The organism is Mesorhizobium sp. WSM3868, from assembly GCF_002294785.1.
Lineage (GTDB): Bacteria > Pseudomonadota > Alphaproteobacteria > Rhizobiales > Rhizobiaceae > Mesorhizobium.
In genome coordinates this window covers 464,642-476,906 of the sequence record NZ_NSGB01000002.1, presented here as the reverse complement: position 1 = coordinate 476,906, position 12,265 = coordinate 464,642, and the positions used below count along the sequence as shown (strand labels likewise).

Annotated in this window: 10 protein-coding genes; 2 read left to right on the top strand and 8 right to left on the bottom strand. The window is 64.8% G+C overall.

Features of this window, described 5'->3' with window-relative positions; genetic code table 11:
* Nucleotides 1-284 precede the first annotated feature (284 nt).
* The 4 genes from CK221_RS05550 to CK221_RS05535 form a co-directional block, all read right to left on the bottom strand.
* Complete coding sequence (locus CK221_RS05550; protein WP_095776980.1) at nucleotides 285-1,544, bottom strand: glycerate kinase; 1,260 nt, start codon at nucleotides 1,542-1,544, stop codon at nucleotides 285-287.
* The gene (locus CK221_RS05545; protein ID WP_095776979.1) at nucleotides 1,541-2,044 is read right to left on the bottom strand and encodes a heme-degrading domain-containing protein; all 504 of its coding nucleotides are present in this window, start codon (nucleotides 2,042-2,044) and stop codon (nucleotides 1,541-1,543) included. Before CK221_RS05545 ends, CK221_RS05550 begins: the two co-directional genes overlap by 4 nt.
* A gap of 75 nt (nucleotides 2,045-2,119) precedes the next feature.
* On the bottom strand, nucleotides 2,120-3,433 hold the full coding sequence (guaD, locus tag CK221_RS05540) for a guanine deaminase (protein WP_095776978.1): 1,314 nt from the start codon (nucleotides 3,431-3,433) through the stop codon (nucleotides 2,120-2,122).
* Nucleotides 3,434-3,435: 2 nt separating this feature from the next.
* Entirely contained in the window at nucleotides 3,436-4,662 is a 1,227-nt protein-coding gene (locus CK221_RS05535; RefSeq protein ID WP_095776977.1) for a urate hydroxylase PuuD, read from the bottom strand.
* Between the two features lie 149 nt (nucleotides 4,663-4,811).
* On the opposite strand from CK221_RS05535, the gene CK221_RS05530 reads away from it, so the two are divergent.
* Entirely contained in the window at nucleotides 4,812-5,732 is a 921-nt protein-coding gene (locus CK221_RS05530) for a LysR family transcriptional regulator (RefSeq protein WP_066995946.1), read from the top strand.
* A gap of 36 nt (nucleotides 5,733-5,768) precedes the next feature.
* Here CK221_RS05530 and CK221_RS05525 read toward each other — a convergent pair whose 3' ends face one another.
* Nucleotides 5,769-6,605, bottom strand: a complete 837-nt coding sequence (locus CK221_RS05525; protein WP_095777101.1) for a PhzF family phenazine biosynthesis protein — start codon at nucleotides 6,603-6,605, stop codon at nucleotides 5,769-5,771.
* Between the two features lie 247 nt (nucleotides 6,606-6,852).
* On the opposite strand from CK221_RS05525, the gene dps reads away from it, so the two are divergent.
* The gene (gene dps / locus CK221_RS05520) at nucleotides 6,853-7,341 is read left to right on the top strand and encodes a DNA starvation/stationary phase protection protein Dps (protein ID WP_095776976.1); all 489 of its coding nucleotides are present in this window, start codon (nucleotides 6,853-6,855) and stop codon (nucleotides 7,339-7,341) included.
* A 30-nt stretch (nucleotides 7,342-7,371) separates the two neighbouring features.
* Here the strand turns inward: dps and xdhC are convergent, their stop codons facing one another.
* Genes xdhC through xdhA form a run of 3 tightly spaced genes read right to left on the bottom strand, consistent with a single transcriptional unit; the run spans nucleotide 7,372 to nucleotide 12,262 of the window.
* Nucleotides 7,372-8,367: a xanthine dehydrogenase accessory protein XdhC gene (xdhC, locus tag CK221_RS05515; RefSeq protein WP_095777100.1), complete on the bottom strand. Its 996-nt coding sequence runs from the start codon at nucleotides 8,365-8,367 to the stop codon at nucleotides 7,372-7,374.
* 53 nt (nucleotides 8,368-8,420) lie between these two features.
* A complete protein-coding gene (gene xdhB, locus CK221_RS05510; protein WP_095776975.1) occupies nucleotides 8,421-10,784 on the bottom strand; it encodes a xanthine dehydrogenase molybdopterin binding subunit in 2,364 nt (787 codons plus the stop codon).
* On the bottom strand, nucleotides 10,784-12,262 hold the full coding sequence (gene xdhA, locus CK221_RS05505; protein ID WP_095776974.1) for a xanthine dehydrogenase small subunit: 1,479 nt from the start codon (nucleotides 12,260-12,262) through the stop codon (nucleotides 10,784-10,786). The genes xdhB and xdhA overlap by 1 nt, the downstream gene beginning before the upstream one ends.
* Nucleotides 12,263-12,265: the final 3 nt, after the last annotated feature.

Genomic DNA, 12,265 nt, shown 5'->3' with positions numbered 1-12,265 from the left:
GCGCGCCTGAACGGGACTTGCGCGGACCGGATGCTGTTGTACGAGTCGTGCGACTGGGGAGAATTGGGCGAGATGCCCGTCGCCTCGTCATCCACGGGCGAAGCAAGGAGCGGAGCGACGCGCGCGCAGACCCGAGGATCATTCCGTTACCTGCAGGCGTCGCAACGATGCACAATTCTGCTCCGCTGCATTCCATGCCCGAGGTCACGGAATGGATTCCAGGGTCTCCGCGACGGAGCTTCGCTCCTGCTTCGCCCTGGAATGACGACTTCACGTTTATTGCGCTACCGGACGAGTATCGCCCTTAGATCATTGACGTTGGTCCCGGTCGGACCGGGCACGAACAGATCGCCGACCGCGTGGAAGGCGGTCCAGGCATTGTTGCCGGCAAGCATAGCCTTGGCATCGACGCCTGCGGCACGCATGCGCGCCACGGTCGTGCCGTCGGCGAAGGCGCCGGCATTGTCCTCGGAGCCGTCGATGCCGTCGGTGTCCGCGGCTAAAGCATGGATGCCGCTGAGCCCATCGATGCCGATGGCGAAGGCAAGCAGGAATTCGGAATTGCGGCCGCCCTTGCCTTTCGCCCGCAGCGTTACCGTCGTCTCGCCGCCGGAGAGGATCAGCATCGGCTTCTCGAAAGGCCGGTTACGGGTCGCCACCTCGCGGGCAACCGCGGCATGCACGCCGCCGACCTCGCGCGCCTCGCCCTCGATCGAATCCGACAGGATGACGGCCTCGATGCCTTGCCGCTTCGCTGCGGCGGCCGCGGCTTCCAGCGAGACGCCGGCCGAAGCGATGAGATGCACTTCATTGCCGGCAAAGCGCGGATCGTCGGAGCGTGGCGCATCGGCTGCGGCAGACTGAATATGCGCCATGACCGCATCCGGCAGGCTCATGCCGTAGGCGGCGATCGACGCCAGCGCATCCGCGCGGCTGCCGGTGTCGGGGACGGTCGGCCCCGAGGCCACCAGCGCCGGATTGTCGCCGGGAATGTCGGAGACGACCAGCGATACGACCCGGGCCGGATGAGCGGCGCCGGCCAGCCGGCCGCCCTTTATGGTCGAGACGTGCTTGCGGATGGTGTTCATCGCCGCGATCGGCGCGCCGGAAGCGAGCAGCGCCTCGTTGACGGCGATCTCGTCGGCAAGAGTCAGGCCGGGAGCGGGCGACGGCAGCAGCGCCGAGCCGCCGCCCGAAATCAGCGCCACGACCAGATCGTCCGCGGTCAATCCCCGCACCTTCTCCAGCAGCCGACGCGAGGCTTCGAGGCCGGCGGCGTCCGGCACCGGGTGCGCCGCCTCGATGATCTCGATGCGCTCGGATTTTGCGCCATAGCCGTAGCGGGTCACGACCAGCCCATCGATCGGACCATCCCAGACCTTCTCGAAGGCCGCCGCCATCTGCGCCGAGCCCTTGCCGGCGCCGATAACGATGGTGCGGCCCTTCGGTTTTACCGGCAAATGATTGCGGATCGTCTTTTCCGGATCGGCGGCGGCGACGGCGGCGTTGAAGATCGACGTAAGGAAAGTTTTTGGATCGGTCATTGCTCTTCCGGCGGCAACTTGAGCTTGCTCGCATCGACTCCGAGATGGGCGCAGAGCGCATCGACAACGACACCGTGGTCTTCTCGTTCGGGCAGACCGGAGACGGCGATGACGCCGATCACGCCTGCGCCCTTCACCGCGACGGGAAAGCCGCCGCCGGCCAGCACGTAGTCGGCGATGTCGAGCGCTTCGCCGATCTTGAAGGTGCGGTCGGGTCGCTGCTGCTCCAGCACCATGCGATAGGTGCTTGTGAGATAGCGCTTGACGACATTGATCTTGCGCCGCGCCCAATCGGGGTTGGAGGCGTTGGAGCCCGGCATGGCGGCGTAGAATAGGGGACGGTCGAAGGTCCTGATATCGACGATGATCGGCAGGTTTTCGTTGAGCGCCCGCTCCCTGATCGCCGCGCCTATCTGGAAGGCCACGGCCTCGTCGAAGGCCGGAAAGACCAGCGTGGCTTCCTGTTTCTTGATCAGAGCGATGTCGTCGGCGGCAGCCATGGCGTTTCCCCTGTCAATGTCGACGCACGCTTTGGCCGATGGCTGACGCGGGGTCAAGCGACGAGCACGTTTAATCTATGCGACAATCGCGCTCTTGGCCGGCCGACCCGCCACATAGACCTCGCTCACGGCGCGGTCGTCGCCCAGCGTCTGCAGCAGGAAGAGCTCCTCCGCCAGGGTCTCCACCGTCTCCATCCTCAGCCGCATCGCCGGCGTGGCGTTGGCATCGAGCACGACGATGTCGGCATCCGTGCCTTCTTCCAGCGTGCCGACTTTTTCGGCGACAGACAGCGCCTCGGCATTGCCGCGCGTCAGCTGCCAGAAGGACTGGAAGGGGTTCAGCTTCTCGCCATTCAGCGCGATGACTTTGTAGCCCTCGTCCATGGTCCGCAGCATCGAATAGTTGGTGCCGCCGCCGACATCGCTGGCGGCAGCGATCCTGAGCGGCCTTTCGCGGCGGCGGTAGCGCTGGTAGTCGAACAGGCCGGAACCGAGGAAGAGGTTGGAGGTCGGGCAGAACACCGCAACCGAACCCGATTGCGACAGCGCATCGGCTTCGCGCTCGGAAAGATGAATGCAGTGGCCGAACAGGCTCTTTTTGCCCAGCAGGCCGTAATGCTCATAGACGTCGGTGTAGTCGCGCGACCAGGGGTAGAGCTCCTGGGTGAAGGCGATCTCGGCGTGGTTTTCCGACAGATGCGTCTGCATGTGCAGATCGGGATGCTCACGGCAGAGCGCGCCGGCCATCTCCACCTGCTCGGGCGAGGAGGTGATGGCGAAGCGCGGGGTGATGGCATAGAGCTGGCGGCCCTTGCCGTGCCATTCGGCAATCAGCGCCTTGCTGTCGTCATAGCCGGTCTGGGGCGTGTCGAGCACGCCCTCCGGCGCATTGCGGTCCATCATCACCTTGCCGGCGATGTTGAGCATATTGCGGTCGTGCGATTCGGCGAAGAAGGCTTCGGCCGAAGATTTGTGCACCGAGCAATAGGCGACGACCGTCGTCGTGCCCTGGCGCAGCATCTCGTCGAGGAAGAGCCTGGCGATGCGGCGGCCATGCTGCGCGTTCGCGAATTTCGACTCCTCCGGAAAGGTGTATTTGTTCAGCCAGTCGAGCAGCTCGGCGCCGTAGGACGCGATGATCTGCATCTGCGGCACATGCACATGTGCGTCGATGAAGCCCGGCAGGATGAGATGCGGGCGATGGTCGATCGTCTCGACGCCGGCGCCGGCACGCTTGGCGATCTCGGCATGCGGACCGGCGGCAATGATCTTGCCGTCGTCGATCAGCAGCCCGCCATCCTCCTCGTAGCGCCAGGCGGAATGGTCGTCGATTGCTTCGGGCCAGCGCAGGAAGGAGAGCGTGCGGCCGCGCAGGAGTTTCGAGGTCATGCTTACTTTCCGGCGCCTTCGAACCAGGCCACCAAAAGGGCCCGTTCCTGGTCGGTTATCTGAGTGACGTTGGCGGGCGGCATGGCATGCGCGCGGCCGGCCTGGAGGTAGATCTCCCGGGCATGCTCGGCGATGCGCGCGTCGGTGTCGAGCAACACGCCCTTCGGCGCATGGTAGATTCCTTCATAGGCCGGCTCTTCGGTATGGCACATCGAGCAACGGCCGAGCACGGTGTCGCGCACGGCCGGAAAATGCGCCGAGGCGATGTAGACCTGGGCAGCGGCGGATGCGGCGGAGGCCTTGGGCTCCGCTGTCAGCACCTTGGGCACGGTCGACAGCCAGATGACGATCATGAACAGCACGGCGGCACCCAGCCAGGTCCAGGTCGGGTTGCCCTTCCTCGCGTGCACGGTGTTGAAATAGTGCCGGATCAGCACGCCGATGATGAAGACCAGCGAGGCGATGACCCAGTTGAACTGCGTGCCGAAGGCCAGCGGGTAGTGGTTCGACAGCATCAGAAACAGCACCGGCAAGGTCAGGTAGTTGTTGTGCAGCGAGCGCTGCTTGGCAATCTTGCCGTATTTCGGGTCCGGCTTGCGGCCGGCGATCAGGTCGGCGACGACGATCTTCTGGTTGGGGATGATGACCATGAAGACATTGGCCGACATGATCGTGGCGGTGATGGCGCCGAGATGCAGGAAGGCGGCGCGGCCGGTGAAGAGGTGGGTCAGCCCCCAGGCGATGAAGACCAGCACGCAGTAGAGCACCAGCATCAGGCCGGTATCGCTTTTGCCGAGCGGCGAGCGGCAGAGCAGGTCGTAGACGATCCAGCCGACGCCGATCGTGGCGAGCGACAAGAGGATGCCGACGGGCACCGAGATGTTGAGCACGTTGGGGTCGATCAGGAAGAGGTCGGCGCCGGCATAGTAGACCACGCAAAGCATGGCGAAGCCCGACAGCCAGGTGGCGTAGGATTCCCATTTGAACCAGGTCAGGTGCTCCGGCATTTCGGCCGGCGCCACGAGATATTTCTGGATGTGGTAGAAGCCGCCGCCATGCACCTGCCACTCCTCGCCGAAGGCGCCGGCGGGCAGGCCGGGACGCTGGCGCAGCCCGAGATCGAGGGCGACGAAATAGAAGGACGAGCCGATCCAGGCGATGCCGGTGATGACATGCAGCCAGCGGACGGCGAAGCTCAGCCAGTCCCAGAAAATCGCAAAATCCATCATCGAGTCGCCCCTGGGAAATCGTCCCTGCCGATCAGGCGACTTTACGGTCTGGAGCGCAAACGAAAAGAGGCGGGGCGCGCGATGACTTTCAAAAAAAAATGGAAAATACTAGGGTCGTCCCACGCAGCCATTTGAGCCACGACCGTCGCATGGCCTATCTCGACAATATCGCCGTCTTCGTCCGCGTCGTCGAGCTCGGCAATCTGTCGGCGGCCGGGCGCGACATGCGCATCTCGCCGGCGGTCGCCTCCAACCGCATCAAGGAGTTGGAGAAGCACCTCGGCGTGCGGCTGTTCAACCGCACCACGAGGCAGCTGATGCCGACCGAGCACGGCACGGTGTTCTACACCGGCGCCAAGCAGGTGCTGGACGCGATCACCGAGGCGGAGGCCGCGGTCGCAGCACTTTCCGGCCAGCCGCGCGGCACGATCAAGGTGACGGCGCCGCTCGGCCTCGGCCGGCGGCTGATCGCCTCGGGCATTCCGGATTTCCACGACAAATACCCCGATATCGAGGTGCGGCTGAGACTCTCCGACCACAATGTCGACATCATGAAGGAAGGCATCGACGTCGCCTTCCGGCTTGGCATCATCGAGGATTCCAGCCTTCGGATGCGCGGCATCATGGAATGCGAGCGCGTGCTGGTCGCGGCGCCGAAATACCTCGAGGCGCGCGGCGAGCCGGTCGAGCCGCAGGAACTGATCGGCAAGAAACATGATTGCCTGATGCTGCGCTATTCCGGCACGCGCGAATATGTCTGGACGCTGCAGACGCCGAACGGTCCGCAGAAATTCGAGGTGCATGGACCCTACGATACGGACGATGGCGATGTGCTGACAGGCTGGGCGCTGTCGGGGCGCGGCATCATCAACAAGCCGCGTTTCGAGGTCGAGCCGTTCATCCGCGACCAGCGGCTGAGAGTGATCCTGGCAAAGACGCCGCCGACGCCGGTCCAGTTCGCCGCCGTCTATCCGCACAAGAAGCTGCAGGATCCGAAGGTCCGCCTGCTGCTCGACTTCATGGCCGATCGCTGCCAGCGGCTGATCAAGGACATTCTTGCCGGCAAGTAGGCTGGCGGGCACGCGCCTTCGCGTGGGTGACCACACTCAGTCTTCGTCCATCAGGCGGGCTGTGCCGGATACCCGGATCGAGCTGCCCGGGGTGGGCGGAATATCGGCATGCAGCCGCGAGCGCATGCCCATATCCTCGCCCTGAACGATGTCGACCGCGCCGCCATGCGCCCAGCCAATGTCGCGCAGATAGCCGGCAAAGGCGGCGGTGGCAGCGCCGGTCGCCGGATCCTCATAGACGCCGCCGGAAGCGAAGGGATTGCGCGTGTGGAAGAGACGCGGCGTTTCGGCATAGGCGAGCAGGATCGTTACCAGTCCCTCGCGCCGCATCAGGGCCCGCCCCTGTTTCAGGTCATAGGCCATGGCGGCGAGCGCCTTGCGCGACTTCAAGGCCAGCACCAGATGGTCGGCGCCGCCATGAACCAGCGCGGGCGGAATGGCGGGATCGAGATCGCCCTCCTGGTAACCGAACATCGCCAGGGTTTCGCCGGCCAGCTCCGACGGGGCCGCCCGGCTGCGCGTCGGCGGCGACTGCAGGGCGGCGGCAAAATTGGCGCCGTCGCGAAACCCTTCGACGGTGATGGCGGCCTGGTTCAGGAGCAGCTTGAAAATTCCGTCGCCGAACCTTCTGACCAACGCCGCGCCCAGCGCGATGGTGGCGTGGCCGCAGAACGGCACTTCCGATTCGGGCGAAAAGTAGCGGACACGCCAGCCTTCCCCTTCACGTGCGGCAAAGGCGGTCTCGGAAAAGCCGACCTCTGCAGCGACGCGCTGCATGTCTGCGGCGTCGGGCAGAACCTCGCCAATCACCACGCCGGCCGGGTTGCCGCCGCTGTTGCCGTCCGAAAACGCCGCTATGCGCAAAACATCCATGTCGCTCGTCCCGTGTTCGTCATTCGTGTTCGTCAGGCGTGCAGAAAACACGGTTCAATCCGGTTTGGGAAACGAAGAAAGCGACGAGCAGCTGTGAGCATCAGTCATACCTTCGCCAGTGTGCGCCCCTCGATCCGATGCGGAACGAAACCCGCTCCGTCCCCGTTCTGGCGATTGGCGGCTGCACGGCCGCCCTTCGAGACCAGTCCCCAGCTTTCGCAGCGACCCAGCGCCACAGGAGCCGACCATGGACGCCATTGTCACCAAGAACGACCTCAAATCCGACGCCAAGAAGGAATCGATCGATCTTCTCAATGCCAGGCTTGCCGATGCCATCGACCTAGCGCTGGTCACCAAGCAGGCGCACTGGAACGTCAAGGGACCGCAGTTCATCGCCATCCATGAGATGCTCGACGAATTCCGCGAGGAGATCGACGGCCATGTCGACATCATCGCAGAACGCGCCGTGCAGCTCGGCGGCACCGCGCACGGCACCTCGCAGGACGTGTCGAGGGCAACGAAGCTCCAGCCCTATCCAACCGACATCCACAAGACCAAGGATCATCTGGCGGCGCTGATCGACCGTTATGCCACGGCTGCCAGGCTGGCGCGTGAGGCGATCGACGAGGCGGACGACGCCGGCGATGCCGACACCGCCGACATCTTTACCGCCTACTCGCGTTCGCTCGACAAATTGCTGTGGCTCCTCGAAGCGCATACGCAGGAAAAGGAATAGCCGGCTAGGCTCCTCCCATGGCCGGCTGAATCAGCCGGCCATCGCCTTTGCGGGCGCGGCCGAGGCCTGGGCCGCATGCGACACCAGCGCCGTCATGATTTCGGCGGCGGCGAGCGCGGCGATCACCGGCGGGCGCTTGTCCTTCACGGTATTGCTGCCGATCGGCGAGAAGAGGCGGTTGAACTGCGCCTCGCTGCCCTCGTCGGACTTCAGGAACCAGTTCTTGAACGTCGCCTTCTTGGTCTTCGAGCCGATCATGCCGACATAGGCGGCGTCGTCGCGCTTCAGCGCCTCGGCGACGATCAGGAAATCGAGCGCATGGTCATGGGTGAGGATGGCGAAGGCCGATCCCGCCCGGGCTTCGCGCACCACCGCTTCGGGCATCGGCGTCAGCCGCGTCTCAACCGTTTCCGGCATGCCTTCCAGCGCATCGGCCCGCGTCTCGACGACCTCCACATGAATGGGCAGCAGCGCCAACGACGCGGCCAGCGCCTGGCCGACATGGCCGCCGCCAAAGACATAGACATGCGGCAGATGCGCCTCCTCGGCCTCGGCCTTGGCGATCAGTTCCTGTTCGATCCTAGCGTCAACCAAGCGGATCAGAACCTCGACTCGGCCGCCGCAGCATTGGCCGATTTCAGGACCCAGTGGAACATCCAGGGTCGCGCAGGTTTCGTCGACCTCGATGCGGGCTTCCCTCCCCCTCGAGGGGAGGGTGGCGGCCAAGCCATCGGGTGGGGTCGCCGGCGCAGTGCTCGGCGCTCTCTCGCCTTCTGAGAGCACCCCCTCTGGCCGCTTCGCGGCCATCGCCCCCTCAAGGGGGGAGAAAAGCATCTGTCGCGCCTTGTCGATCGCCATGAATTCAAGCTGGCCGCCGCCGATGGTGCCGAAAATCGCCGATGGTGAGACGAGCATGAAGGCGCCGGCTTCGCGCGGGGTCGAGCCCTTGGTGGCCGCGACCTCGACGAGCGCGGCCCGGCCTGCCTGGCCGAGAAACGCCTTCAGGCTTTGCACTTTCGAGTTCATCGTCTGCATTTCCATATAGCGTTTCGCGCCTCGAATTGCACGTTTTGGCCCGTTCAGGCCGGCTTTGCGGCTTCCCGCTTCAGCCTTTCGATCGCCAACAGCACCCGTTCCGGCGTCGCCGGGGCGTCGAGGCGCGGGCAGATCCTGTGATCGGCGACACTCGCCACCGCGTCGGAGAGCGCATGCAGCACCGACATGCCGTGTGGCAGCGGCGGCTCGCCGACCGCCTTGGAGCGATGGATGGTCGGCTCGTAGGCCGACGACCAGTCGGTCAGCTTGACGTTGAAGATTTTTGGCCGGTCGGAAGCGAGCGGGATCTTGTAGGTCGACGGTGCATGCGTGCGCAGCCGGCCGCCGTTGTCCCACCAAAGCTCTTCCGTCGTCAGCCAGCCCATGCCCTGGATGAAGCCGCCCTCGACCTGGCCGAGGTCGATCGCGCGGTTCAGCGAGCGGCCGGCATCGTGCAGAATGTCGGTACGCTCGACGACATATTCGCCGGTCAGCGTATCGACCGAGACTTCCGAGCAGGCCGCGCCATAGGCGTAGTAGTAGAAGGCATGGCCGCGGCCCTTGCTGCGGTCCCAATGGATCTTCGGCGTCTTGTAGAAGCCAGCCGCCGAGAGCTGGACGCGGTTCATGTAGGCTTGCTTGACCAGATCGTTGAAGGCGATTTCCTGGTTGCCGATGCGCACCCGGTTGGGCAGGAACACGACCTGGTCGAGCGGCACCTGGTATTTTTCGGCCGCGAAATCGGTCAGCCGCTTGCGGATCTGCCGAGCGGCATCCTGCGCCGCCATGCCGTTGAGGTCGGCGCCGGAAGATGCCGCCGTCGGCGAGGTGTTCGGCACCTTGGCTGTGGTGGTGGCGGTGATCTTGACCCGGTCGAGATCGATCTGGAATTGCTCGGCGACGACCTGCGCCACCTTGAGATGCAGGCCCTGGCCCATTTCGGTGCCGCCATGGTTCATATGCACCGAGCCGTCGGCATAGACATGCACCAGGGCGCCGGCCTGGTTGGCCTCGGTCTTTGTGAAGGAAATGCCGAACTTGACCGGCGTCAGCGCCAGGCCGCGCTTGATGAAGCGGCTGTTGTTGTTGAAGGCGCTGATCTCGCGCCGCCGCCGCGCGTAATTGGCGCTGTCCTCCAGCTCCGCGACGATGCGGTGGATGATGTTGTCCTCGACCTTCTGGTGATAGGGCGTGAGGCAGCGTTCGCCGATCGCATCCATCGGGTCATAGAAATTGAGCTTGCGGATTTCGAGCGGATCCTTGGCGACCGCGAAGGCCACTTCGTCGATGACGCGCTCCGCGCCGACCATGCCTTGCGGGCCGCCAAAGCCGCGGAAAGCGGTGTTCGAGACCGTGTTGGTGAAAAGCGGCGCCGATTTCGCGTGCACCGCCGGATAGAAATAAGCGTTGTCGCAATGGAAGAGCGCCCGGTCGCCGACCGGACCGGACAGGTCGGCGGAGAAGCCGCAGCGCAGGGCATAGGTGAAATCGACGCCGAGGATGTTGCCCTCGTCGTCGAAGCCGACCTCGTAGTCGATGGCGAAATCATGCCGCTTGCCTGTGGCGGTCATGTCCTCGTCGCGGTCGAGCCTGATCTTCACCGCGCGCCCCAGCTTCTTGGCCGCGATGGCGGCTATGGCCGCGCATTGGTTGGCCTGCGTCTCCTTGCCGCCGAAGCCGCCGCCCATGCGGCGCACTTCCACCGTCACCGCATGGCTCGGCACGCCGAGCGCATGCGCAACCAGATGCTGCGTCTCGCTCGGCCCCTGCGTCGAGCAATAGACGATCACCTCGTCGTCCTCACCGGGGATCGCCAGCGAGACCTGGCCCTCGAGGTAGAAATGGTCCTGGCCGCCAAGCCACATGCGGTTCTTGATGCGGCGGGGTGCCGCCGCGATCGCGGCAGCCGCATCTCCGCGCTTCAGGATCAGCGGCGTGGTGACCTGCTTGTCCTTGACCGGGTCGAGGTCCCAGATGTCGATCACGGCCGGAAGCTCGTCATATTCGATCCTAGCCAGGCGTGCCGCGCGGCGCGCCGCCTCGCGTGTCTCGGCTACCACGGCGAAGATCGGCTGGCCGTAGAATAGCACCTTGTGCTCGGCGAGCACCGGATCGTCATGCATGTTGCTCGGCGAGACGTCGTTCTCGCCGGGCACGTCGGCACAGGTCAGCACATCGACGACGCCTGGCGTTGCGCGCACCGCCGACAGATCGATGCTCTTCAGCGTGCCGTGCGCGACCTTGGCGAGGCCAAGGCCGACATGCAGCGTGCCGGCAGGCTCAGGCATGTCGTCGATATAGACGGCGGCGCCGCTGACATGCTTGTGCGCGGAATCGTGCCGCTGCTCGGTGGCGACGCCGCCGACGATTTTTTCGGCCTTGAGGTTGGGAGTGGCGTGCTTGTTCATCAGGCCGCCTCGTTGCGGGTCACTTGGAACGGCGCCCTGGTGCCGGTGGTTTCGACATAAAAGCGCAGCAAAAGATTCTTCGCCGCCAGCGCCCGATACTCGGCGGTTGCACGCATATCGGTAATTGGCGTGAAGTCGCTGGCGTATTCGGCCATCGCGGACTCGACACTCGCTTCGCTCCAGACTTTGCCGATAAGGGCGGTTTCAACCGCAGTCGCCCGCTTCGGCGTCGGCGCCATGCCGCCATAGGCGATCCGGATATCCGCCACGGTGCCGTCCTTGGCCTCGGTCAGATAAAAGGCGCCGAGGGTAGCGGTAATGTCCTCGTCGCGGCGCTTGGTGACCTTGTAGACAGCAAATTTCGTGCCCTCTGTTGGCACGGGCACATGGACGGCCTCGACGAATTCGCCGGGCTGCCGATCCTGCTTGCCATAGGCAATGAAGAAGGTTTCGAGCGGGATCGTGCGCCGGGCATTTCCCTTGCGGAGCGTGAGCTGCGCGCCGAGCGCGATCAGCGGCGGCGGCGTGTCGCCGATCGGCGAGCCGTTGGCGATGTTGCCGCCGATGGTGCCCATGTTGCGCACCTGCTCGCCGCCGATGCGGTCGACCAGCGGTCCCAAGGCCGGGATGCGCCTGGAAAGCGTTGCGAAGGCTTCGCTGTAAGTCACGCCGGCGCCGATCGTAATCACGCCATCGGCCTCCGAGATCGTGCGCAAGCCGTCGAGGCCACCGATGAAGATAGCCGGCGAAATGTCGCGCATATGCTTGGTGACCCACAGCCCGACATCGGTCGAGCCGGCAACGATGGTGGCGCCAGGCTCCTTCTCGAGCGCCATGGCGAAATCGTCGACGTCAGCCGGCACGATCAGCCGCTCCTTACCCGAACCGACCTCGACCCTGGCGCCGTCGCGCAGCGCTCCCAGCCGTGCAGTGATATCCTTGCGCTCCACTGCCAGCGGGTCCTTCGCCGCCTTGCCGTAGCTTGATATGGCGCGCGCGGCGCGCATGATCGCCTCGTAGCCGGTACAGCGGCAGAGATTGCCCTGCAGCGCCTTTTCGATCGCCGCGTCGGACGGGTTGGGCGTCTTCATCCACAGCGCATAGAGCGACATGACGAAGCCAGGCGTGCAGAAACCGCATTGCGAGCCATGGAAATCGACCATCGCCTGCTGCACGGGGTGAAGCTGTTCGCCATTGCCGCGCAGATGCTCGACGGTGACGACATGGGTGCCGTCGAGCGAGCCCATGAAGCGGATGCAGGCATTGACGCTTTCATAGACCAGGCCCTCGACCGAGAGCTTGCCGACCAGCACCGTGCAGGCGCCGCAATCGCCCTCGGCACAGCCTTCCTTGGTGCCGCGCAGCGAGCGGTTCAACCGCAGCCAGTCGAGCAGGGTCGCGTCGGGGGCGATGTCGTTCAGCGCGACATCGGCGCCGTTCAGGATGAAGCGTATCTGGTTACGGGTCTTGTCGGCCATGTC